Here is a 23994-nt window from a genome sequence, read left to right as displayed (position 1 = left end):
GTCATTGCTGGTGAAAGGATTTCGCTAACGCCTTGGTAAGATTTGCGCTGCAAATCTGTTCTCAAGAAGGAGCGATTCTTGAAGCAGCAGCGCACGACGAAGGCGCCGCCCTCCCCTCGCGAGGACGGTGAAAGGGCAGACATTGCCCTCCGCTGCGAGGCGCGTCAGGGAACGCGGCCGTGGTCGCTCGCGACCTTGGGAGAGATGTCGCGTTCCGGCTTCCGCATATCCGGCATCCCCTCGCCATTGCCAGAGGTTCCGCTGCGCATACGCATACCGGGTTTTCAGACGCTCACAGCGCACATTCGCTGGATCGAAGGCGACACGATCGGCTGCGAATTCGCGCAACCGCTGCACGTCGCGGTCTTCGATCACATCGTCCGGATAGCCAGAGGGGGCTGAACGGCGCAGCCCCCGCTCGCGTCACATGTGGATGACCTTGCCGTACGCCGACAGCACCGATTCGTGCATCATCTCGCTCAACGTCGGGTGCGGGAAGATCGTGTTCATCAATTCGGCTTCGGTTGTCTCCAGCGTCTTGCCGACGACATAACCCTGGATGAGCTCGGTGACTTCGGCGCCGATCATGTGCGCGCCGAGCAGCTCGCCGGTCCTGGCATCGAACACCGTCTTGATGAAGCCTTCCGCCTCGCCCAGTGCAATCGCCTTGCCGTTGCCCATGAACGGGAACGTTCCGACCTTCAGTTCGTACCCCTCTTCCTTCGCCCTGGCTTCGGTCAGGCCGACCGATGCCACTTGCGGATGGCAGTAAGTGCAGCCCGGGATGTTGCGGCGGTCGAGGGCGTGAGGGTGGACTTCGGAATTGCCGAGTTCCCGCGCGATCGACTCGGCTGCGGTCACGCCCTCGTGGCTGGCCTTGTGCGCCAGCCAGGGCCCCGGTGTGCAATCGCCGATAGCCCACAAGCCGTCGACGCCGGTGCGGCCGTAGTCGTCGATCTGGATAAATCCCTTCTCGAGTTCGACGCCAAGTTCCTCCAGCCCGAGGTTTTCGGTGTTCGCCTGGATGCCGATGGCGACGATGACGTGGCTGAATTCGGTTTCCTCGACCTTTCCGTCCTTGCCCTTGATCTTCGCCTTCACATGATTCTTGCCGACATCGAGAGCTTCGACCCCGGCGCCCGACATGATCGAGATGCCCTGCTTTTTGAGCGACTTCTCAAGGAATGCCGAGACGTCCGCATCCTCGACCGGCACGATCCGGTCGAGCATTTCGACGACCGTGACGTCCGCTCCCATATCGTTGTAGAAGCTGGCGAATTCGATGCCGATAGCGCCCGAGCCGATGACGAGGAGCTTTTCCGGCATCTCTTTCGGCACCATCGCATGGCGGTAGGTCCACACGCGTTCGCCGTCAGCCTTGGCAAAAGGCAGGTCCCGCGCCCGTGCACCGGTGGCCACGATCACGTGCCTGGCGGAGATCGTCTCCGCCCCCTTCTCGCCTTGCACTTCGATAGAGGTCGGGGACTTCAGCGTACCTTCGCCCATGTGCACCGCGATCTTGTTCTTCTTCATCAGGTGCGTGACGCCCTGGTTGAGCTTGTCGGCAACCCCGCGCGAGCGTTTCACGACCGCGTCGAGATCGGCCTCGATCTCCTTGGCCGCGAGCCCGTAATCCTTGGCATGCTGCATGTAGTGAAAGACTTCGGCAGACCGCAGCAGCGCCTTGGTCGGGATGCAACCCCAGTTGAGGCAGATGCCGCCAAGCCGTTCGCGCTCGACGATCGCCGTCTTCAGCCCGAGCTGCGCGCAACGGATCGCGGCGACGTAGCCGCCGGGGCCTGAACCAAGGACGATGACGTCGTACTGATCGGACATTCGCTTCTCCCGAAGAACTCTGATTAGACGACCATGCCGAGCGGAGCTTCGACATAGTTCCTGAAGGCGGCCATGAGCCGGGCACCATCGGCACCGTCGACAGCCCGGTGATCGAAACTTCCCGTAGCCGTCATGACCGTCGCGACGGACAGGTCGCCGTCTGGCATGACCCATGGGCGCTTTTCACCTGCCCCAATGGCGAGGATGGTCGATTGCGGAGGATTGATCACCGCGGTGAACTGCTTGATCCCCATCATGCCCATGTTCGAAATGCTGGCGGTGCCGCCCTGATATTCGTCGGGCTGCAGCTTCCCTTCCTTCGCGCGCTGGCCGAGGTCCTTCATCGCAGCGGCGATGGAAGACACGGTGCGACCGCTTGCGTCGGACACGATGGGCGTGATGAGACCGTTCGGGATGCTGACCGCCACCGAGATGTCGGCGCGCGAATAGCGGATAAGTTCGTCGCCGGCGAAGGTCACGTTGCATTCGGGCACGTCGATCAGCGCCCGTGCGAGAGCTTTGATCAGCATGTCGTTGACCGAGACCTTGATGCCCTGCGGCTCCAGCGAGGCGTTGATCTCGCTGCGCAGCGCCAGCAGCTTGTCGAGCTGGATGTCGACGGTGAGATAGATGTGAGGCGCCTGCTGCATCGATTGCGCAAGCCTTCGGGCAATCGTCTTGCGCATGCCCGAAAGCTTCTCGACCGTGTGCGGGACACGTTCGTCGAGAAGCGCCTTGGTATCCTGCGCAATTTCGATTTTCGGTGCGGCGGCGTCCGGTGCCTTTCCGGCCGACTTCGCAGCGTCCGCCTTCTCAGGACCGTGCTTCGCGGAATCGATGTCGGCCTTCACGATCCGCCCATGCGGACCGCTGCCGGAAACCGTGGCGAGATCGATGCCCTTTTCCTTCGCGAGCCGGCGCGCAAGCGGGGATGCAATGATGCGTTCTTCGCTCTCGGATCGGGCGACGGGCTCGGGTGACGGCTCCGCTTCGACAGGAGCAGCAGCGTCTGCCGCTTTCTCTTCTGCCTTCTGTGGTTCCGGAGACTGAGGCGCAGGCTCCGAAATCTCGAGGGACTTGGCTTCCTCCGGATCCTCGTCCTCGCCGGCAATCACGGCAATGGTAGTGCCGACCAGAACGTGCTCGGTTCCCTCTTCGACAGTGATCCGGGCGACAGTGCCTTCGTCGACAGCCTCGAATTCCATCGTTGCCTTGTCGGTCTCGACCTCGGCCAGGATGTCGCCCGCCGAAACGCTGTCTCCCTCCTTCACCAGCCACTTGGCCAGCTTGCCCTCCTCCATCGTCGGAGAGAGGGCTGGCATCTTGATTTCGATCGGCATCGGCGCGGGCGTCCTCGAAAGGTCGGAGGTTCGTGGGCAAAGCTGTCCTTGGCCCAAAACGGGGGCGCGTAGCAAGTTCCTTGCGCCGCGCCGGGTTTATCAGGATAGGGAGGCAAATGGAGAGGAGATCGCCATGCGCGTATATCTCGTGATCGTCGATGAAAGCGAGGAAGCTCGCTCAGCCCTGCGCTTTGCGGCGCGTCGTGCAGCCAAGACCGGTGGCAACGTCCATCTCCTCGCGATCGTGCCGCCGCAGGAATTCAACGCCTTTGCGGGCGTCCAGGCGACGATCGAGGAAGAAGCGCGCGCGCGCGCGGAAACGCTGGTCACCGCCGCTGCGGGGAACCTGCTTTCCGAAAGCGGCCGCATGCCGATCATCTCGGTAATGTCCGGGGAGGGCGAAAAGGTTATCCGCGAATACCTGGCCGAACACCCCGAAGTATCGGCGCTGGTGCTTGGGGCCGCGAAGGAAGGCAGCCCGGGTCCGCTCGTAACCCACTTCGCCGGCGCGCAGGCAGGGCAGCTCCCCTGCCCGGTGTTCATCATCCCGGGCTCGCTTTCGACGGACGATCTCGACAAGCTGAGCTGAAGCCCGACTACTTCTTCCGCCTGCCCTGGTGCCGGATATTGCCGGGACGTCCGCGCTTGCCGGCAAGATGCTTTCCCTTGCGCTTGAGCGGAGAAGGCTTGCCGCGCTTCTCCACCGGCGCTCCCTCGCTGTCCGGGAGTTCGAACTTCAGCGCACCCGTCAGCGGATTGGCTTCGGCAAGCCGCAGCTTCAGGCGATCGCCCATCGCGAACGTCGTGCCACTCTCGTCTCCTTCGAGCGTCTGCTTGCGATCGTCGTAGTAAAAGCGCTCCGCACCCAGGGTCGATACGGGGACGAGGCCGTCGCCCCCGAAACCGAGAATGGTCGCGAAGAAGCCAAACTTCTGGACGCCGGTGATCCGCGTTTCGAATATCTCGCCGACCCGGCCGGCAAGCCAGGCGGCGACATACCTGTCGATGGTATCGCGTTCGGCCTCCATCGCGCGGCGTTCGGCGGAACTTATCGCGTCGCTGATCTTCCCCAGATCCTCGCGGTCCCGGTCCGAAAGACCCGAAGTCTTGGGAACGTCCGCTTTCGGTGCCGGCTGTTCGAGGGCGAAGGCATCGACCAGCGCCCGGTGCACCAGCAGGTCCGCATAGCGACGGATCGGCGAAGTGAAATGCGCGTAGGAGCCGAGCGCCAGACCGAAATGCCCTGCGTTGCGCGGCCCGTAATAAGCCTGCGTCTGGCTGCGCAGAACGGCCTCCATGATGAGCGCCTTCTCGGCCTCGTCCGAAACGTCCTTCAGCATCCGGTTGAACAGGCCGGGCGTGACGACCTGACCAAGCGCAAACTTCCTGCCGAAGGTCGCGAGGTAATCCTTGAGCGCGACCAGCTTCTCGCGGCCCGGCGTCTCGTGGATACGGTAGACGACGGGTGCGACCTTGCTTTCAAGCGCCTTGGCCGCGGCCACGTTTGCCGAGATCATGAAATCCTCGACGACGCGGTGGGCATCTAGCCTTTCACGCACCGCGATCTCGGCAATGCGCCCCTTCTCGTCGAGCACCACCCGCCGCTCGGGCAAGTCGAGGTCGAGCGGATCGCGGTCCTCGCGCGCGGCAGCAAGCAGCCGCCAGCATTCCCACAGGTTGCGAAGCGATTGCCCGGCGCTGCCGTCGTCGATCCGCGCCTGCGCATCCTCGTAGGCGATCGTCTCGGCAATCCGCACGATGGCCCGTGCAAACCGCCAGTTGCGTACCCTGCCATCCCTGTCGATCTCGAGGTGACAGGCCATCGCGGCGCGATCCTCGCCTTCGCGCAACGAGCATACATCGGCTGACAGCACTTCCGGCAGCATCGGTACGACGCGGTCGGGGAAATAGACCGAATTGCCGCGCTTCCTTGCTTCGTGATCGAGATCTCCGCCGGGCCGAACGTAGAAGGATACGTCCGCAATCGCCACGAGCGCGCGAAAGCCGCCGTTCCCATCGGGTTCGGCCCAGATCGCATCGTCGTGGTCGCGGGCGTCGGCCGGATCGATCGCAACGATCGGCAGGTCTCGCAGATCTTCGCGCCTTTCCTCCGAAAGGGGCAGCTTCGCGGCGACTTCGGCTTCCTCGACGGTCGAGTCGGGAAAGACGTGCGGTATGCCGTGCTTGTGGATGGCGATGAGGCTGAACGCGCGCGGCGCCAGCGGATCGCCGAGCACTTCGGTGACCTTGACGCCCGCTCTCGGCGAGCGCCCGACCCGCTCGGCAAGGACGAGGTTGCCTTCCTCGGCGCCGCCGATGTCGGCAATCGAGGAAGAATGGCGCTCGCGCTTGTCCACGGGTGCGAGCCAGGCCTTTCCCGATCCGTCGATCTCGACGATTCCGAGCATCTGTTCGGACCTTGTCGGCAGTTTCTTCATCGGATGCGCGCGCCAGCCCGATCCGGCTTCCTCGGTCCGGGCAAGGACCCTGTCGCCACGCTTGAGCGCGCTACCCCTGCCCTTTTCGACGATACGCAGGCGCATCGGGGGCTTACCGTCGTCGGGGTCCCAGTTGTCGGGTATCGCGATGGCCTCGCCATCCTCGATGTCGATCACGCGCAGGACGGTCACGCGCGGAAGGCCGCCCATCTTGTGATAGGCCGTCTTTCGACCGTCGATCAGCCCCTCGTCCGCCATGTCCCTGAGCAGCGCCTTGAGCTGGATTTTTTCCTGCCCCTTCACGCCGAAGGCACGGGCGATCTCGCGCTTTCCCGCCGAGGTCGGCGATTCCGCGATGAAGTCGAGGATCTGCTGCCGCGTCGGCAGGCCTTCGGGTCGCTTCGACTTGCCGGCCATCAGTCGGCGTCGCTCTTGTAGAAGGCACCGCCGGGCACTGCGGAAGCGACGGGGCTTTCACTTCCGTCTGCACCGATGGCACTGACGCCGAACAGCCAGTCGTCCCCGCGGACGCCATCGAGCCTGACCGCGGTCTGACCGGCCTTCGCCTCGGCGATCCGCTCCCAGTCGCGCGCATCGGTCCTGCGACGCCACACCGCATAGCCAGCAGCGCCGTCGACAGGCAGCCAGGAGACATCAGTAAAGGTCTTCACCGCTCCATCGGCGCTCGCGACGGGCGGCAGCGGTGCTGAAGCAAGCCGGTCGATCGTAGCCACGTTGAGCCGCGTCACCCCGGCAAGATAGGCGAAGTCCATCTCGTCCACGGTATCGCCGTACTTTATGCCGTTTTCGGTGCGCGGGTCCTGATGCTGGTGCTCGTAGTCCTCGATGGCGACCGAAAACCGCACGGCCGGAATCCCCTTGTCGAGGAAGGGAATCTGGTCGCCGCCGCGACCCATCCGGTCGGTTCGCCAGATCTGCCGCACCGTCAGCCCGTCGGGCAGCGTCTGTGCAAAATCGGCGATGTAGCGCGACAGGTTTCGGCCGGGGCTGTCGTTCTCGCCGCCATAGCGCCGCGAGTTCGCGCGCATCTCGTCCGTCGCATCGGCACGCGGGCCTTCGGAAAACACGCGCACATGCCCGTCCTCGACACGCCCGTCGGAGCCGCGCGAGCCGCCGACGATGTCGTTGTTGAGCACCGCCTTCACCGTCCAGCCCTGCTCCTCGGCATAGTCGGCCATCAGCTTTCCGCCGTACAGGCCCTGCTCTTCTCCGGAGAGCGCGGCATAGACGATGGTCGACGGGAAGCTCCGGGCGGAAAGTACACGGGCCGCCTCGAGGACCAGCGCGACTCCCGATGCATCGTCGTTCGCTCCGGGCGCATCGCTGATTGCGTCCATCACGTCGGTCACCCGGCTATCGATGTGGCCCTGGACGATGACGACTTCGTCCGGCCGCTCGGTCCCGCGCTGGATCGCGACGACGTTAACGAGCCGCGTCGGTTCGGGTACCCGCCGTCCTTCGATAATCCTCTCGGGCAAGGCGATTTCAAGGCACCCGCCGCACCGTTCCGAGGTTTCGCGGAACTCGTCCGCCGCCCAGCGGCGCGCGGCGCCGATGCCGCGCCGGGGATCGTCCTGCGCCGAAAGGGTATGTCGCGTGCCGAAGGAAACCATGTCCTCGACATCGGAGCGCAGCCGCTCCTCCGAGACCTCGGGTTCCTGGGCGACAAGCACGACGGGGGAGGCCAGCAGGCCCGCGAACAACGCTAGTTTCCTCATGCCCCGCATGTCGGGGTTCGAGGCGGCAATAGCAAGCGGTCAGGTCCGGACAGGCTGATCGCCATACCGGTTCGGTCCTTCGGTCGGCTTCAGCAATCCGAATACGAGGATGAACAACAGCGGGATCCAGCCCACGAGACCGTAAAGTGCGTAACGCTTCTGGCGCGCTACGATCGCTTCGAGGTTCTCCGGATTGGTGGCAACAGTCATGAAATCGCGCATCTCGTCGATCAGGCTGACAGTGATCGCAAGCGAGGCGAGTTGCGCTGCAAGCGGAAGGATAACCCACCAGCCGCTATGACCGGAGTCGTGAATTCGCCTGACCATCGCGGCTATGACGAGCGCCGCCATGAGGACGCCGGTTGCGACCGATATCCAGATCGTCGTTTCGATCCAGGCGCCCATCTCGGCCATCATCTGTTCGGTGACGGCCTCCTCCGGAATGCCGGAGCCGATGCCGCGAAACACGCCCTCCATCATGCCCGCCATCATCGGCACGCTGGCCAGCGTGGATATCGCGACATTGAGGATGACGAGCGCTAGGACGTAGAACCAGAACGTCTGGCGGCTGTCCCGCCCATCAAAACTAATCAGGTTCGAAAGACAATGGCGGACCGCTTCAAGCATGCATCAGGTCTCGCTCAATATGCGCGGGCGACATAGATCGTCTCGACCGCCGGCTTCCCGGTGAACAGGCAGGTGCCCGAAGGAGCGGCGGCTGCAATCGGCGTGTTGCGGATCGTGAGCTTCAGCGCCTTGAGCGTCTGCACGACCTGCTCGAGCTGGGCGCCGGTCGGCTTCGACCAGCCCAGCTCGACCCAGCCCGGATACCTGTTGTCCTCACCATAGAATTCGGCGAGCTGGTCCAGAGTCTCGATGCCGCGAACGAGATTGGCATCGCGGCGCTCGGCCGCTTCGGAAAACAGCGAGGACTGGATGTCCTCGAGCTCGCCCGCGGCGGTCGCGACGAAATCGTCGCGCGTCATGGCACGAAAATCCGCCTTGGCATTCTCGTTCCAGAGCCTGTCCCGGCGCAAAACCGAAACCTGGCCGCCACTTGCATCCCTCCCCCCGATCTCGAGGATGAGCGGCACTCCCTTCTTGACCCAGCCCCAGCGCTTCTGCGTTGCCTTGCCCGCGCGTTTGTCCAGCAGCACACGCACCGGTTCGCCGAGTGCGTACTGGCTCGCCAGTTCGCGGTAGATCGCTTCGCAATAGGCAAGCAGGGCCGCATCGCCATCGTCTTCGCGCAACATCGGCAGGATCACGATCTGGTGCGGAGCGAGCGTCGGCGGGACGCGCAGACCATCGTCGTCGCCGTGGGTCATGATGACCCCGCCGACCATGCGGGTCGAAGTACCCCAGCTCGTCGTATGGCAATACTGCTGCTCGCCCTCGCGATCCTGGTAGCGAATGTTGGCGGCCTTCGAAAAACCCGTTCCCAGGTAGTGCGACGTACCGGCCTGCAGCGCCTTTCCGTCCTGCATCATTGCCTCGATGCTGTAGGTCGCGACGGCGCCGGGAAAGCGCTCGTTCTCGGGCTTCTCGCCGGCGATGACCGGCATCGCCAGCGCCCTTTCCGCGAAGGCTCGGTACATTTCGAGCGCTCGCAGCGTTTCTTCCATCGCACCTTCGCGGTCGGCATGGGCAGTATGGCCCTCCTGCCAAAGAAATTCGGAAGTGCGCAGGAACATGCGCGTTCGCATCTCCCAGCGAACGACGTTGGCCCACTGGTTGGTGAGCAAGGGCAAGTCGCGCCAGGACTGTATCCAGCGCGACATCGCCTGTCCGATCACAGTCTCGGACGTCGGCCGGACGACGAGCGGCTCTTCGAGCTTCGCTTCGGGATCGGGAACCAGCCCCTTGTCGCCATCGGAGATCAACCGGTGATGCGTGACGACCGCCATTTCCTTGGCGAATCCCTCGACGTGTTCGGCTTCCTTTGCAAAATACGAAAGAGGAATGAAAAGCGGGAAATAGCAGTTGTCGACACCGGCGGCCTTGATGTCGGCGTCCATCAGCTTCTGGATGCGCTCCCAGATGCCGTATCCCCATGGCCGGATGACCATGCATCCGCGCACGCCCGATTCCTCGGCGAGTTCTGCCTCGGAAATGACTTCCTGATACCACTGGGCGAAATCGTCTTCGCGTTTCGTCGACAGGGCATGACGTATTGCGGGCACGGTTCGCGGCCTCTCCGGATGAATCTTCAGAGGTGGCGCGCTGCCGCCTATTTACCCAGTGCGTCAAGCCTCTTTTGCATTTCGGCCATTTGCTCGCGCAGAGCGGACAGGTCGTCCTCCCCCTTCGCCGATGCACCCTCGCCCTGATCCTTCTCGTTTTCGGGCATGAACGCTTTCGTGGCCGCCTTGAACATCGCCATGTTCTGCTCGGCAAGCTTGGCAAGGGGGTTGTTGCCCAGACTGTCCTCGAACGCCTTTGCAAGCTTGGTCTGGTTGGCCTGGAAATTCGCCATCGACGCTTCGAGATAGTGCGGGATCAGCGACTGCATCGAATTGCCGTACATCGAGATCAGCTGGCGAAGGAAACTGACGGGCAGCATCTGCTCGCCGCTGGCCTCTTCCTCCATGATGATCTGCGTGAGGATTTGGTGCGTTATGTCGTTGCCGCTCTTCGCGTCGAGCACCTTGTAGTCGATATTCTCACGCGTCATCTTCGCCAGGTGGTCGAGCGTGATGTAGCTTGACGACCGGGTGTTGTAGAGGCGGCGGTTCGCGTACTTCTTAATGACGACCGTATCGTCGTCCTTGTTCTTGTGCTTTTCAGCCATCTCTGAACCCCGCAGGTTTATCGTGACGAGACGTTAGCACCTGCAACAACTGCAATGCAACAAATCTGCTGCGCAGCATTGGCCGCAACATGTCACCGTTTGCCTAACGCTTCGCGCGGTCGAAGCGATCCCCGAGCAGCGTGAGCAATTCGTACTGCGATAGCCCGGTGGCTGCGGATGCCTCGGGGAGGTCGTATGCCACCTGAAGCCAGTCGCCCTCCCGCAAGTCGGCTGCATTGCCGATATCGACCACCGTCATGTCCATGCTTACCCGGCCCAAAATCGGAAGGTTCCGCCCGTTCGAGGTCATGCTGCCCTTGCCCGTCCAGGCGCGCAGGAAGCCGTCGGCATAGCCCAGCGCAACGGTTGCAACGCGCATGGGGCGTTCGGCCACGAAAACGGAATTGTACCCAACGCCCTCCCCCGGAGCGATGTCGCGCACCTGCATGATCGCGCATTCGAGCATCGCGACCGGGCGGACGCGATCGGCAAGCTCGCGACGCGGGATGCCGCCGTAAAGCGACAGTCCCGGCCTGGTGAGTTCCCCATGAAAAGCTTGGCCGAGGACAATTCCGGCGCTGTTCGCAAGGCTCGACCGGCGCCAGTCGAGCGCGGCTTTCGCCTCGTTCCACCGCGCGCATTGCGCCTCGTTCAACGCGATATCCTCGTCTGCGGAGGCAAGGTGCGACATGAGCAGATCGATATCCAGTCGGCCGATCGCTTCGTCGCCGATTTCGGCCATCGGAAGCCCCAGACGGTTTATGCCGGTGTCCACCATCAGGTCGCACGGCCCCCCGCCGGCATCGAGCCAGCGTCTCGCCTGCGGCACTGAGTTGACGACCGGCTTCGCGCCCGATGCATGGGCGTACCTGACGTCTTCCTCGCCAAGCGGACCGTGCAAGACCGAAATAGATTGCGGATCGACGTGATCCGCCACGGGTTCGACCTCGCTCCAGTGCGCCACGAAAAAGTCGCGGCAGCCTGCGTCGCGAAGCGCGGGGACGACGAGGTCGACTCCCAGGCCGTACCCGTCGGCCTTGACCGCGGCGCCGGCAGCCGCCTTGCCGGAAAGCGCATCGAGTGCGCGCCAGTTCGCTGCCAGCGCCCCGGTATCGACTCTCAGCCTTAGCGTTGCCGGAGGCTTGTCAGGCATGGTCTTCGACGAAGTCCTTCGGCGGACCGCCCGAAAGGCCCCAAGCGGAAACGACCAGCGCCATAAGAACGACCAGCCAGGTGTACCACAGCCCGGAATAGGGATCGCCTGTCCGGGAAACGATATAGGTAGCGATAAGCGGCAGGAATCCGCCGAAATAGCCAGTGCCGATATGGTAGGGAATCGACATCGAGCTATACCGCACGCGCGGCGGGAACATCTCGGACAGGAGGGCAGCAACAGGACCGTAGGTCATCCCAGATAGCGCCGACAGCAACAGCAGCGCCCCGATGATCACCGCGATGGCGAAGGGGCGTGGCATGATCGGTCCCTCGGTTGTGGCCAGCTGCGGCTCGAGCGCCCATCCCATCGCCCAGAAGCAGGGAAACAACAGGAGCAATGTCAGCGCATAGCCGACGACGATCGGCAGCTTGCGCCCGACACGGTCGGAAAGCTTCCCGAACATGATGAAAAAGATCATGCCGAAGAAGGCGGCAGTCCCGACGATGATTTCCGCCGCGGTTTCCTCTACGCGCATCGGGCCACGCAGGAAGGTCAGTCCCGAGAACATCGCCGTGTACCAGATCACCGTAAGGCCTGCCGCAACGCCGAACAGCGCGATAGCGATGCGGCGTTTGTTGCCGGGATAGGTAAAGCTTTCCTTGAACGGATTGGCAGATGTCTTGCCCTCGGCCTTCATCGCCTTGAACACCGGGCTTTCCGATAGCTTGACCCGCATCCAGAGCGAGATCGCGAGGAGCACGAGCGAAAGCAGGAACGGCACGCGCCATCCCCAGTCGGCCCAGATTTCCGGTCCCAGCGCCGCCCGGCTTCCAAGGACCACGACGAGGCTCAGCACGAAGCCTCCGACCACGCTCGCCTGGATGAAACTCGTGTAGAACCCGCGCTTGTCCGACGGCGAATGCTCGGACACGTAGATCGCCGCGCCGCCATACTCGCCACCAAGCGCGAGACCCTGAAGTATGCGGAGAACGATGATGATGACGGGAGCAACGAGGCCGATATCCTGAACCGATGGCACGAGTCCCACGCCCGCCGTCGCGATGCCCATCAGCGTGACCGTGACGAGGAACGTGTATTTGCGACCGAGCCTGTCGCCGAGAAATCCGAACAGGATCGCTCCGAGCGGACGAAAGCCGAAGCCCACGGCGAACCCGGCCCAGACGACGAGCTGGCGCACGAGTTCGTTGTCCGACGGCACGAAAGTCGCGCCGATCACGGTCGCCAGCGTTCCGTAGATGAAGAAATCGTACCACTCGAAAATCGTGCCCGCCGAAGATGCGCCGATAACCAGCCGGATATCGGACGAAGTCGGTTCTGCCTCTTCTCGCGCTGTAGCCTCGCTCAATTCCCGCCCCCGCCTTTTCGAAACGCACCCTCTAGCGGCGACACGGTCAAGAGGAAAGGCAGTCCGCAGCTGCTCTCCACGCAAGCAGTATCGCGGCGTGGCGGCCAGGATAGTCCCGTGCCCTTGCGATGGCATCGAGACCGGGCCAGTCCGGCGTGTTCCCCTCGCCTGAAAGCCAGGTGTCGATCTGCGAAAGCGCAGCTTCGACGTCTGCCCTGTTCAGGCCCTGCGCATGCGAGGCGAAAATCGCTGCGGCAGACTGCCCGATTGCGCATGCGTGCGAACGCACATGGACGCGTTCGATCCGTCCTTCGCGGTCCACCGAGAGGCCGAGGTCGATCACGCTCCCGCAGCTTTTCGAGCGGGCCTGCGCCTTCAGCGGCGCGGCCTCGTCCCACGGCCATTCGGATAGCCGCGTCGCCAGGCCGAGCACTTCGGGAGAATACAGGACCGCTGAAGACATCGGATGCTCAGCCCTCTCCGTCCTCCGCTTCGAGGCTTACCCGACGCCTTTCGGAGATCATCTGGACGAGCGCCTCGCTGCTGGCGTTGACGAAAGGATATGTTCGCGCCTGGGTGATCCAGTCGGGACGTCCCCCGACGCCCCAGACCGTATCGTAGCCCAGTACGAGCACGGAAAAAGCAAGCACCACGATGATCATGCCCTTGAGGCCGCCGAAACCGAATCCGAGCACCCGGTCGATGGGACCGAGGATCGACTTGCGGCTCTTGGCCCCCGCCCAGTTCGCCACGAGCTTTATCGCCGCGTAAGGCACGAGCAGAAGCAACGCAAAGGCGAGCACGGCCGCACCAGAAAGCGTGCCGACCAGCGGAATGAGAAATTGCGTCATCGGAGTGTGCAGGAAATGAATTGCGAAAAGCGATAAGACCCATGCCGCCAGCGCCAGGATTTCCTGCACGAATCCACGGACAAAGCCGGTGATAGCGCCGAAGCCGACGACCAGTAGAACAGCGATATCGAAGCCTGTCATTGCGCCGCGTACCTATGACGCGCCCATAACCCGGTCAACGAGATTTGGGAGAAGCGTGATCGCGGTGTAGGGAGCGTCCTTGCCGCCGCCGCTTTCGTCCGGAGGTCCGAAGGCGCGCCGAAATCCCAGCTTTGCAGCTTCCTTGCGCCGAACCGGAGCGTGAGCCACGGGGCGCACCTCTCCCGCGAGCGAGACTTCCCCGAACCAGACCGCATGGGATGGCAGCGGCTTTTCGCTCAGCGCGGAAACGAGGGCCGCAGCAACAGCGAGATCGGCAGCCGGATCGGCAAGGCGGTAGCCGCCAGCGACGTTGAGATAGACTTCGGCATTCGAAAAACTGAGGCCGCAGCGCGCCTCCAGCACCGCAAGCAGCATGGCGAGCCGCCCGCCGTCCCAGCCCACGACGGCGCGGCGCGGAGTAGCTCCGCTCGAAAGGCGCACTACGAGCGCCTGGATTTCGACGAGCACCGGGCGAGTGCCTTCCATCGCGGGAAAGACGGCGCTGCCCGGCACCGCCTCGTCGCTTCCGGAAAGGAACAACATCGAGGGATTGCCGATTTCCTCGAGCCCCTGCCCCGCCATTGCGAACACACCGATTTCGTCGACGGGACCGAACCGGTTCTTTAGCGATCGCAGGATCCGGTACTGGTGGCTCCGCTCGCCTTCGAAACTCATGACAACGTCGACCATGTGCTCCAGCACGCGGGGACCGGCGATCGCACCGTCCTTGGTGACATGCCCCACAAGGACCAGCGACACGCCGTTCTCCTTGGCATATCGGATGAGTTCGAAGGCGCAGCCGCGAACCTGGCTGACCGTTCCAGGAGCGCCCTCGATCTGGTCCGAATGCATCGTCTGGATCGAATCGATGACGAGCAGCGCCGGCGGCTCCATCGTGCCGAGCGTCGTGAGAATGTCCCTGACCGACGTCGCCGCTGCAAGCTGGATCGGAGCCTTGGCGAGCCCAAGCCGCTCGGCGCGCAGCCGCACCTGCCCCGCCGCCTCTTCTCCGGAGATGTAGACGGCAGTTCCGCCCGAGAGCGCGATCTTGGCGCTGGCCTGCAAAAGCAGGGTCGACTTTCCGATCCCCGGATCGCCGCCCATGAGGATCGCCGAACCAGGTACGAGACCCCCGCCCAGAGCCCTGTCGAATTCGGGGAGTCCGGTCGAGCGGCGCGACAGCTTTTTTGACGGCGCATCGAGCGGTTCGAACGATATGGGCCTTCCGCCGGACGAAAGATCGTGTTTTGCGGAGAAGACGGTCTCCGGTCGCTCCTCGATCAGCGAGTTCCATTCGCTGCAGTCCGGGCACTGTCCCTGCCAGCGGTTCGTGACGCTGCCGCAGGCCTGGCAGATATATCGGCGCTTGGGTTTGGCCATGGCAATCGCTTAGTCGGAACGAAATAAGAACGCAATTGCCTTCGTCGTCACGTTTCGCCTAAGCTTGCTGGCATGCAGCAGAAGGAATTGCGGATTGCCCTCGTCTGCTATGGCGGCATCAGCCTGGCCGTCTACATGCACGGGGTCACCAAGGAACTGTGGAAGGCGATCCGGGCAAGCCGCTCCTTCTGGTCGGAAGAAGCGGAGTCCGGCGGGACCGAAGCGGTCTACGCCGAACTGCTTTCCCTGCTCGAAACCCGGCACGGACTGCGCCTGCGAGTAATGACCGATATCGTCGCCGGGGCGAGCGCCGGGGGCGTCAATGCCGTGTTCCTTGCCCAGGCGATCCACTCCGGGCAGTCGCTCGAGCCGCTGACCGACCTCTGGCTCGAGCGGGCGGACGTCGACGTGTTGCTCGATCCCGATGCGCGACCCTGGTCGAACGCGGCCAAGTTCTGGGCGAAACCGATCGTCTCCTGGCTGCTGCGGCGTAAGGACAACGCTGTTTCCGAAAGCGTCGCTCCGGAAACGCGCGAGGAAGTGCGAACCAAGCTGTCCCGCCTGATCCGCTCGCGCTGGTTCGAGCCGCCTTTCAGCGGCATTGGATTCTCGCGGCTCATTTTCGAGGCGCTGGAGGCGATGAAGCGTACGCGAACCGGCAAGCCATTGCTGCCTGCAGGGCATCCGCTCGACCTTTTTGTGACCGCCACCGACTTCAAGGGGCATCTGGAAACTTTGCACCTGCATTCGCCGCCTGTGGTCCTGGAAAGCGAACACAGGCTGCCGATCGGGTTCCGGGCGCGCACCCCGGAGGACGCGGGCCACGACCTTGCCTCTCCTCTCGAGCTTGTTTTTGCCGCCCGCGCGACCGCAAGTTTTCCGGGAGCCTTCCCGCCTCTCGGACTCGGCGAGATCGAGACCCTTGCACAGGACAAGGGCGTCGCATGGGACAGCAGGGACCGTTTCGTAGAGCGGGTCATGCCCGAACATTCGACGCAGGGCGATGTCGGCGGCGTGGCGCTGATCGACGGCTCGGTGCTTGTGAACGCGCCGTTCGCCGATGCGATGGCCGCCCTGCACGACAGGCCTGCCTACCGCGAAGTGGATCGCCGGTTCGTCTATATCGACCCGAGACCAGACGCCATCGGCGGGAAGGAACGCTCCGATCCGACACCGCCCGGTTTCTTCTCGGTAATCTTCGGATCGCTGTCCTCGATCCCCAGGGAACAACCGATTCGCGATAATCTCGAGACGATCGAGAAACAGTCGCGGGAAACCGAAACGCTGCGTTCGATCGTGAGTTCGCTGCGTCCCGAGGTGGAGCAGGCGGTAGAAAAGCTGTTCGGCAAGACGCTGTTCTTCGACCGGCCCACGGCAAGGCGTCTCGCCAGCTGGCGGGCCAAGGCGCAGGCGGCGGCAAGCGTGCAGTCCGGATTCGCCTATCACGGTTACATGCAGGTCAAATTCGCCAGCATCGTGCAGTCGCTGGCCAGGACGATCCACATGTCGGCTCCGGGACTGAAACTGAGTTCGCCCGAGCCGATCCAGCGCCGCATCGCGTCCTTCCTCGCGACGAAGGGGCTCGATCGGATCGGAGCACTGCGCGGCGGGGCTTCGCCCGAAGCGATCGAATTCTTCCGCTGGCACGACCTGACCTACAGGATTCGTCGGCTCCGCCTGCTTGCGCGCCGCGTCACGCAGGAATGGGAAGGCGGAGAGGACATCGCCGAGGTCGACCGCGACGGCGCGCGCGAGACGATCTACGGGCTACTCGCGCTCTACCTTGAGCGCGAACCGGCATCCTGGCTCGGAGAGGACTTTCCCGACCTGGCCGAGCGCGTATTCGAGGATCCGGGCGACGTAATCGGAGCGATAGCCGACCGGAGGCAGCTCGTCTCTATCGATTCATATGCCGACGAGGTACTTGCCGAAGCGATGGCTGAAATGCCGCACCAACTGCGGCGACGACTGCTTCTCGCCTATCTCGGCTTTCCCTTTTACGACACGGCCACGCTGCCCCTGCTTCGCGGCGAGGAACTGACCGAATTCGACCCTGTGAAAGTCGATCGCATTTCGCCCGACGACGCGCCTTCGATCCGAGACGGAGGCACGCAGGAAACCTTGCGCGGAACCGAGTTCTACAACTTCGGCGCCTTCTTCAGCCGGGCCTACCGCGAAAACGACTACCTCTGGGGCCGCCTCCACGGTGCCGAACGCATGATCGACCTCATCGCATCGACGCTTCCGCGATCCCAAACGATCGAGAAGGCAAGCCTGGTGCGCCTCAAGACCAAGGCCTTCCTGGCCGTTCTCGACGAGGAGCAGGATCGCCTGACCACCGACCCGACGCTGATCGACCAGATACGCGGGGAAGTACTGACGGCGGCAGAAGCCTCCTCGACCTAGTCGGTCAGGTCGCTCCATGCCGTCTTTATGCGCTCGAAGAAGCCGAGCGACTGCGGGCATTCCTCGCCGGTCTCGGTCGATTGCAGTTCGCGCAGGATTTCCTTCTGGCGCGAACTGAGCTTCGTCGGGGTTTCGACGGTGATCTCGATGACCATGTCGCCGCGACCGCGCCCCTGCAGGACCGGCATTCCGGCACCGCGACGGCGAAGCTGCTTGCCCGACTGGATGCCGGCAGGAATGCCGATCGTGAGCCGCTCGCCGTCGACGCCGGGAATCTCGATCTCGCCGCCGAGGGCGGCGGTCGTGAAGGTGATCGGAACACGCGTGACAAGCGTGGTGCCCTCGCGCTCGAACACGTCGTGGCGCTTGAGGTGGACGAAGATGTAGAGGTCGCCGGGAGGCGATCCGAACGGCCCTGCCTCGCCCTTGCCGGTAAGCCTGATACGCGTTCCGGTATCGACGCCCGGCGGGATCGTCACTTCGAGTGTCTCGGGTTTGTCCACACGCCCTTCGCCGCCGCAGGCACGGCACGGAGCCTCGATGACCTCACCGCGCCCGTGGCACGTCGGACATGTTCGCTCGACCATGAAGAAGCCCTGCTGGGCGCGGACCCGGCCGACACCGCCGCACAGGTTGCAGCGCCGCGTGCCGGTTCCCGGTTCGGCACCCGAGCCGCCGCACGGCTCGCAGGTCTGCGAAACCTCTATCTCGATGGACGTCTCGGTGCCGTGGAAGGCTTCTTCCAGGCTGACCGCCATGTCGTAGCGCAAGTCGGCGCCGCGACGGGCCTGCTGGCGTCCGCCGCCGGCGAAGCCCGAACCGAAGATCGATTCGAAGATGTCCCCGATGTCGGAAAAGCCCGCGCCCCCGGCACCGCCCATCCCGGCCTGCTCGAAGGCGGCATGGCCATAACGGTCGTAGGCAGCGCGCTTTTGCGGATCCTTCAGGCAGTCGTAAGCCTGGCTGATTGCCTTGAACTTTGCTTCGGATTCCTGGCACCCGGGGTTCTTGTCCGGGTGATAGCGCATCGCCAGCCGGCGATAGGCGGACTTTATCGTCTTGTCGTCCGCGCCCCTTTCGACCTCGAGCAGTTCGTAGAAATCTATTTCAGTGGCTGACACGTATTCGTTCCCCGCATGCAACCTAGCCGCCACGGATGCGGATTGCACCCGTGGCGGCCATGGTTTTCATCAGGACCATCAGCCCTTGTTGTCGTCGACTTCCGAGAACTCGGCATCGACGACGTCCTCGTCGTCGTTACCGTCCGCACCGCTCGCTGCCCCGGCATCGCCCGGTGAACCGGCAGCCGCCTGCTCCTTCTCGTAGATCACCTGTCCCATCTTCATGGCCTTCTCCGTGAGGGCCTGGGACTTTTCGGTCATCTGCTCGGCGTCGTCGCTCTCGATCGCGGTCTTCAGCTCGGCAACGGCGGTTTCAACCTCGGATTTCAGCCCCGCGTCGATCTTGTCGCCGTGCTCGGAAAGCTGCTGTTCGGTGGCATGGACGAGGCTTTCGGCGTTGTTCTTCGCCTCGGCCGCGGCGCGCCGCTTCTTGTCTTCCTCGGCAAACTTCTCGGCATCCTTGACCATCTGGTCGATGTCGGTGTCCGAAAGGCCGCCCGACGCCTGGATGCGGATCTGCTGTTCCTTGCCCGTGCCCTTGTCCTTGGCGGACACGTTCACGATGCCGTTCGCATCGATGTCGAAAGTGACCTCGATCTGCGGCACGCCACGACGCGCAGGCGGAATGCCGACGAGGTCGAACTGGCCGAGCAGCTTGTTGTCGGCCGCCATCTCGCGCTCGCCCTGGAAGACCCGGATCGTCACCGCCTGCTGATTGTCCTCGGCGGTGGAATAGACCTGGCTCTTCTTGGTGGGGATCGTGGTGTTGCGGTCGATCATGCGGGTGAACACGCCGCCCAGCGTCTCGATGCCGAGCGAAAGCGGGGTCACGTCGAGCAGCAGGACGTCCTTGACGTCGCCCTGCAGGACGCCTGCCTGGATCGCCGCGCCCATGGCGACGACCTCGTCGGGGTTCACGCCCGTATGCGGCTCCTTGCCGAAGAAGTCCTTCACCGTCTCGCGGACCTTGGGCATGCGGGTCATGCCGCCGACGAGCACGACGTCGTCGATGTCCTTGGCCGAAACGCCGGCATCGGCGAGCGCCTTCTTGCAAGGCTCGAGCGTGCGCTGAATCAGGTCGGACACCAGGCGCTCGAGGTCCGAGCGGCTGATCGTCTCGACGAGGTGGAGCGGCGTGGTCGAGCCGCCTTCCATGCGCGCGGTGATGAACGGCAGGTTCACCTCGGTGGTCTGCGCGCTAGAAAGCTCGATCTTCGCCTTCTCGGCCGCTTCCTTGAGACGCTGGAGCGCGAGCTTGTCGCTGCGCAGGTCCATGTTCTCCTTCTGCTTGAACTTGTCGGCCAGGTACTCGACGATCTTGGAATCGAAATCCTCGCCGCCAAGGAAGGTATCGCCGTTGGTCGACTTCACTTCGAAGACGCCATCGCCGATCTCCAGGATCGAGATGTCGAAGGTCCCGCCGCCAAGGTCGTAAACGGCAATGGTCTTGCCTTCTTCCTTGTCGAGGCCATAGGCGAGTGCCGCCGCAGTCGGCTCGTTGATGATCCTCAGCACTTCGAGGCCGGCGATCTGGCCGGCATCCTTGGTCGCCTGCCGCTGGGCATCGTTGAAGTAGGCAGGCACGGTAATCACCGCCTGCTCGACCTTCTCGCCCAGGTAGCTCTCGGCGGTCTCGCGCATCTTCTGCAGGATGAAGGCGGAGATCTGCGACGGACTGTAGTCCTCGCCGCCCGCCTGCACCCACGCGTCGCCGTTCTTGCCCTTGGAGATCGTGTAGGGGACGAGTTCCATGTCCTTCTTGGTCATGGGATCGTCGAAGCGGCGGCCGATCAGGCGCTTCACCGCGAAAACCGTGTTGTCCGGATTGGTGACCGCCTGGCGCTTGGCCGGCTGGCCGATCAGCCGTTCACCGTCCTTGGTGAAGGCGACGATCGAAGGCGTCGTGCGCGCGCCTTCCGAATTTTCGACCACCTTGGGCTTGCCGCCGTCCATGACGGCGACGCAGCTGTTGGTGGTTCCGAGGTCGATACCGATTACTTTTGCCATTATCCCCATTCCTCACGTCTGGATTGACGCCGCGCAGGCAGCCTCCCGTCATGCGGCAAGACCATTCGGCGGCTCGATGACGTTCCACGTCGTCAGGCGCGATATAGGTGCGGTTTCTCTTGGCACAAGTCTACCGGCAGGGCATTACCCCACCCCGGTATCGGCAAACGACATATCAAGGAAAAGCAACGTGAAAGCTTTGATGAAAACCCTTCTCGGCCCCACACGGATCGGGGCGCTGGCGATAATCGGGGCGCTGGCGGGATGCCAGCAGGCGAACGAGCCGGAGGACGGCCTGCAGCCTGCGGTGGAAGCTTCTCCAGATGCCAAGCCGGGAATGGAACTGACCGACGTTCGCCTCGTCCTTCCGGCAGTTTCAGGCAATCCCGGCGCTGCCTATTTCGTCGTGAATAACGGTGGCGAGAATGGCGCGACGCTGGCCGGGGTCCATATCGACGGAGTGGGCAAGACCGAGATTCACGAAACGAGCGGCGGCAGCATGCGCAAGCTCGAGCGGCTCGAGATCGCGCCCGACGGTTCCGCCGTCTTCGAACCCGGCGGAAAGCATGTCATGGCTTTCGATATTTCCGACGAAATGAAGGCGGGCGGTGTGACCGAGATGACACTGACTTTCGCGGACGGCGACAAGATTTCCATGCCCGCGACGATAGAATCGGCAGGCGGAGCGATGCCCATGGGGGGAATGGAAAACTGAGCACGGCGGAACTCGGCGATTTCACTTCCAGCTGCCCGACAGGCGGCGAACGCCCGCTATCGCGCGGCGAGACGGAACTGGTGCGCTCGGTCTTCGGGACGGCGATCGATTGCGGCCCGGTAAGGATCAAGCGGCGCCGCTGGTTCCCGTTTCAACCGCGCGACACACTGATGGCTCCGACCGGGCACATCCATTTTCATCCCGGCACGGATCTCTACTGCGACGATTTCGCCGACGCGCCGCTGCCCCGGCAAGGGCTCTTCCTGCACGAGATGACGCACGTGTGGCAGGCGCAACGCAAGGGCCGATGGTATCTGCCGCTGATGCGGCATCCCTTCTGCCGCTACCATTACAGCCTGAAGCCGGGCTGGAAGCTAGAGCGGTACGGTATCGAGCAGCAGGCCGAGATCGTCCGCCATGCTTTTCTGCTGCGAAACGGATGGAAGCTGGCGGGAGCGCCGGATCCGGCTGCCTACGACATGCTCGTCGATTTCCCGGGCGTCACGCTTGCATAGGAAAAGGGCGGAGCACCGCTCCGCCCTTTCCGGGTATTAGAAAGACCGGCGCTCGCCTCAGTAGCGCGGATCGACCGGATAGCCCCGCGTGCCGTAGCAATCGTCGTCCAGACGACCGTCGCGGTCGTAGCCGTCGCACCCGTCGTTCTTGTCGATGAAGTAGCCGCCCGCTGCACCGGCAGCAGCGCCGATTGCGGCGCCCGTGGCGATGTCGCCGCCGGTCACGGCGCCGATCGCGGCCCCTGCCGCGCCGCCGGCCAGCGCGCCTTCGCCCGCATAGTTGCTTTCACACGCGCCGAGCGACAGGGCTCCGGCTGCGACGACGGGAAGGATCAAAGCACGCATTCCAAAATCTCCATTTGCGACCATACGGTTATGCAAACGTTGCTGGGCGGCTCCTGTTCCCCTTATCGTTCCTCGCCTTGTCGTGCGCCAGATGCCGATTGGCGCTTAACCTGGGTCAATCGGGCTTCTTGGCGACGGCAACCATGGCCGGGCGCAGCAGGCGATCCTTGATCGTGTAGCCCGCCTGCAGTTCCTGCACGATGGTTCCGGGCTCGGCTTCCTGCGACGGAATTTCGATCATCGCCTGATGGTGGTTGGGATCGAGCGGGAGGCCCATCGCCGCGACGCGCTTGATGCCGTGCGCGTTGAAGACCTTCTCGATCTCCCGCGAAGTCGCCTCGATACCCGCGACGAGGCCCTTCATTTTCTCGTCTTCGCGCAAGTCGGCGGGAATGGCATCGAGCGCTCGCGCCAGGTTGTCGGAAACCGACAGGATGTCGCGGGCAAAGCCGGTCGCCGCGTAGGCGTGCGCGTCGGCAATGTCCTTTTCGAGGCGTCGGCGTACGTTCTGTGCCTCTGCCTTCGCATAAAGCACTTCCTGCTTCGCGGCCTCAAGGTCATCGCGCAGGCGCACCAGCTCGCCCCCGAGTGCATCGCCGCTGGCCGCGGTTTCCGCATCGTGGTCCTCGAGCATTTCCTTCGGCACGCCCTTCAATTCCTCTTCGACCGCCGGATCGCCGTGCGGCTGTGTCTTGTCGTCGTTCATTGTCGATGTAGGTCCAGCTATCCGATGAGCTTGCCCAGGCTCTGGGCGGTGAAATCAACCATGGGGACAACGCGCGCATAATTCAACCGCGTCGGGCCGATGACGCCGACGACGCCGACGACCTTCCCATCGCGGTCGCGGTAGGGCGATGCAACCACCGACGATCCGGACAGGGCGAACAGCCGGTTCTCTGCGCCGATGAAAATGCGGGTCGACCGTGCGCTTCGCGCGGTTTCGAGAAGCTGGGCGATCGACTGCTTGTTCTCGAGATCGTCCAGCAGCGACCGGACTCGCTCGATATCCGACAGCGCGCTTTCGTCCAGAAGGTTCGCCTGTCCGCGAATGACGAGGACAGGGCGTTCCATGACGTCCTCGCTCCAGATCGCGAGGCCGCGTTCGACGAGGTCGCTGGCGGCCCGGTCGAGCGCCGACTTGCCGGAACTGATGTCGCGCTTCATCGCAGCTGCCGCCTCGGCGAGAGTGCGCCCCGCCAGGTGCGCGGTGATATAGTTCGATGCCGTTTCGAGGACGCCGGGAGGCACCGCTTCTGAAAGTTCGAGCACCCGATTCTCGACCCCGCCATCTTCGCCTACGAGCACCGCGAGCGCCCTGCCCGGCGAAAGGTTCACTAGCGAAAGTTGTTGCAGGCGCGGTTCGCGGCGGGGGACCATGACGACCCCCGCGCAGGCCGAAAGGTCGGAGAGCACCGCACTCGTTGCCTCGAGCGCCGCCTCGATAGGACCCGGTTCGGCAAGCCGGCGTTCGATCGCCGCGCGCTCCTCGGGCGTGGGCTCGGCAACCTGCATCATGCCGTCGACGAAAAGCCTCAGGCCGATTTCGGTCGGCATTCGCCCCGCGCTCGTGTGCGGCGCAGCGAGCAGCCCGGCCTGCTCGAGGTCGGCAAGGACCGAGCGGATCGAGGCGGGGGACAGGTTCAGCGCGCCCTCGCCCGCCAGCGTCTTCGATCCCACCGGTTGTCCCGACGCGAGGTAGCTTTCGACGACGAGCCGGAAGATTTCCCGCGCGCGGTCGCTCAGTTCGGTTACGGGAGCCCTGTCCATGACCTGCAATTTAGGCATCGGGCTTGCGGCCTCAAGCCTGTTCGGCCAAACGGCGGCGGCATCAGACACCAGAGGACCAG

The 23994-nt window shown here is 63.7% G+C and carries 22 protein-coding genes; 5 read left to right on the top strand and 17 right to left on the bottom strand.

Annotation, left to right across the window (positions count from 1 at the left end; all coding sequences use genetic code 11):
• The first annotated feature begins 78 nt into the window (after positions 1–78).
• Positions 79–402, top strand: a complete 324-nt coding sequence (locus FHS75_RS02770; RefSeq protein WP_179406179.1) for a PilZ domain-containing protein — start codon at positions 79–81, stop codon at positions 400–402.
• A gap of 21 nt (positions 403–423) precedes the next feature.
• Here FHS75_RS02770 and lpdA read toward each other — a convergent pair whose 3' ends face one another.
• Positions 424–1836 (bottom strand): dihydrolipoyl dehydrogenase, encoded by a 1413-nt coding sequence (gene lpdA / locus FHS75_RS02765; RefSeq protein WP_179406178.1) that lies wholly within the window; start codon positions 1834–1836, stop codon positions 424–426.
• A 23-nt stretch (positions 1837–1859) separates the two neighbouring features.
• The gene (locus FHS75_RS02760; protein WP_179406177.1) at positions 1860–3176 is read right to left on the bottom strand and encodes a pyruvate dehydrogenase complex dihydrolipoamide acetyltransferase; all 1317 of its coding nucleotides are present in this window, start codon (positions 3174–3176) and stop codon (positions 1860–1862) included.
• A 133-nt stretch (positions 3177–3309) separates the two neighbouring features.
• Here FHS75_RS02760 and FHS75_RS02755 point away from each other — a divergent pair, with 133 nt between their 5' ends.
• A complete protein-coding gene (locus FHS75_RS02755; protein ID WP_179406176.1) occupies positions 3310–3765 on the top strand; it encodes a universal stress protein in 456 nt (151 codons plus the stop codon).
• A 7-nt stretch (positions 3766–3772) separates the two neighbouring features.
• Here the strand turns inward: FHS75_RS02755 and rnr are convergent, their stop codons facing one another.
• The 10 genes from rnr to radA all read right to left on the bottom strand — a co-directional run bounded on the left by rnr (position 3773) and on the right by radA (position 15038).
• The gene (gene rnr, locus FHS75_RS02750) at positions 3773–6031 is read right to left on the bottom strand and encodes a ribonuclease R (RefSeq protein ID WP_179406175.1); all 2259 of its coding nucleotides are present in this window, start codon (positions 6029–6031) and stop codon (positions 3773–3775) included.
• Positions 6031–7353, bottom strand: coding sequence for a M20/M25/M40 family metallo-hydrolase (locus FHS75_RS02745; protein ID WP_179406174.1), 1323 nt, complete (start codon positions 7351–7353; stop codon positions 6031–6033). Before FHS75_RS02745 ends, rnr begins: the two co-directional genes overlap by 1 nt.
• Before the next feature lie 39 nt (positions 7354–7392).
• The gene (locus FHS75_RS02740; RefSeq protein ID WP_179406173.1) at positions 7393–7980 is read right to left on the bottom strand and encodes a DUF805 domain-containing protein; all 588 of its coding nucleotides are present in this window, start codon (positions 7978–7980) and stop codon (positions 7393–7395) included.
• A 14-nt stretch (positions 7981–7994) separates the two neighbouring features.
• Entirely contained in the window at positions 7995–9536 is a 1542-nt protein-coding gene (locus FHS75_RS02735) for an aminoacyl--tRNA ligase-related protein (protein WP_179406172.1), read from the bottom strand.
• A gap of 47 nt (positions 9537–9583) precedes the next feature.
• Positions 9584–10144 carry a polyhydroxyalkanoate synthesis repressor PhaR gene (gene phaR / locus FHS75_RS02730; RefSeq protein ID WP_179406171.1) on the bottom strand — a complete coding sequence of 187 codons (561 nt, stop codon included), beginning with the start codon at positions 10142–10144 and terminating at the stop codon, positions 9584–9586.
• 103 nt (positions 10145–10247) lie between these two features.
• Complete coding sequence (gene alr, locus FHS75_RS02725) at positions 10248–11297, bottom strand: alanine racemase (protein ID WP_179406170.1); 1050 nt, start codon at positions 11295–11297, stop codon at positions 10248–10250.
• Positions 11290–12666 carry an MFS transporter gene (locus FHS75_RS02720; protein WP_229735471.1) on the bottom strand — a complete coding sequence of 459 codons (1377 nt, stop codon included), beginning with the start codon at positions 12664–12666 and terminating at the stop codon, positions 11290–11292. The genes alr and FHS75_RS02720 overlap by 8 nt, the downstream gene beginning before the upstream one ends.
• A 46-nt stretch (positions 12667–12712) precedes the next feature.
• Positions 12713–13129, bottom strand: coding sequence for an iron-sulfur cluster assembly scaffold protein (locus tag FHS75_RS02715; protein WP_179406168.1), 417 nt, complete (start codon positions 13127–13129; stop codon positions 12713–12715).
• A 7-nt stretch (positions 13130–13136) separates the two neighbouring features.
• Complete coding sequence (locus FHS75_RS02710; protein WP_179406167.1) at positions 13137–13658, bottom strand: CvpA family protein; 522 nt, start codon at positions 13656–13658, stop codon at positions 13137–13139.
• 12 nt (positions 13659–13670) lie between these two features.
• Positions 13671–15038 carry a DNA repair protein RadA gene (gene radA / locus FHS75_RS02705; protein ID WP_179406166.1) on the bottom strand — a complete coding sequence of 456 codons (1368 nt, stop codon included), beginning with the start codon at positions 15036–15038 and terminating at the stop codon, positions 13671–13673.
• Positions 15039–15110: 72 nt separating this feature from the next.
• Between radA and FHS75_RS02700 the strand changes: the two genes are divergently transcribed.
• Positions 15111–17444, top strand: a complete 2334-nt coding sequence (locus FHS75_RS02700; protein ID WP_179406165.1) for a patatin-like protein — start codon at positions 15111–15113, stop codon at positions 17442–17444.
• On the opposite strand, the gene dnaJ is transcribed toward FHS75_RS02700, so the two are convergent.
• Together dnaJ and dnaK are read right to left on the bottom strand one after the other, a co-directional pair.
• Positions 17441–18565 (bottom strand): molecular chaperone DnaJ, encoded by a 1125-nt coding sequence (dnaJ, locus tag FHS75_RS02695; RefSeq protein WP_179406164.1) that lies wholly within the window; start codon positions 18563–18565, stop codon positions 17441–17443. The genes FHS75_RS02700 and dnaJ overlap by 4 nt on opposite strands.
• Positions 18566–18643: 78 nt before the next feature.
• Complete coding sequence (gene dnaK, locus FHS75_RS02690) at positions 18644–20572, bottom strand: molecular chaperone DnaK (RefSeq protein ID WP_179406163.1); 1929 nt, start codon at positions 20570–20572, stop codon at positions 18644–18646.
• 202 nt (positions 20573–20774) lie between these two features.
• Here dnaK and FHS75_RS02685 point away from each other — a divergent pair, with 202 nt between their 5' ends.
• Together FHS75_RS02685 and FHS75_RS02680 are read left to right on the top strand one after the other, a co-directional pair.
• Positions 20775–21287: a copper chaperone PCu(A)C gene (locus FHS75_RS02685; protein WP_179406162.1), complete on the top strand. Its 513-nt coding sequence runs from the start codon at positions 20775–20777 to the stop codon at positions 21285–21287.
• Positions 21288–21367: 80 nt separating this feature from the next.
• Positions 21368–21802 (top strand): vgr related protein, encoded by a 435-nt coding sequence (locus FHS75_RS02680; RefSeq protein WP_229735470.1) that lies wholly within the window; start codon positions 21368–21370, stop codon positions 21800–21802.
• Positions 21803–21859: 57 nt separating this feature from the next.
• On the opposite strand, the gene FHS75_RS02675 is transcribed toward FHS75_RS02680, so the two are convergent.
• From FHS75_RS02675 to hrcA, 3 genes are all read right to left on the bottom strand, one after another.
• The gene (locus FHS75_RS02675) at positions 21860–22147 is read right to left on the bottom strand and encodes a glycine zipper domain-containing protein (RefSeq protein WP_179406161.1); all 288 of its coding nucleotides are present in this window, start codon (positions 22145–22147) and stop codon (positions 21860–21862) included.
• A gap of 115 nt (positions 22148–22262) precedes the next feature.
• Positions 22263–22853: a nucleotide exchange factor GrpE gene (gene grpE / locus FHS75_RS02670; protein WP_179406160.1), complete on the bottom strand. Its 591-nt coding sequence runs from the start codon at positions 22851–22853 to the stop codon at positions 22263–22265.
• A gap of 17 nt (positions 22854–22870) precedes the next feature.
• Complete coding sequence (hrcA, locus tag FHS75_RS02665; RefSeq protein WP_179406549.1) at positions 22871–23914, bottom strand: heat-inducible transcriptional repressor HrcA; 1044 nt, start codon at positions 23912–23914, stop codon at positions 22871–22873.
• Positions 23915–23994 lie beyond the last annotated feature (80 nt).

The organism is Novosphingobium marinum, assembly GCF_013408095.1.
Lineage (GTDB): Bacteria > Pseudomonadota > Alphaproteobacteria > Sphingomonadales > Sphingomonadaceae > Novosphingobium > Novosphingobium marinum.
This window is presented reverse-complemented; position numbering and strand designations above follow the sequence as displayed.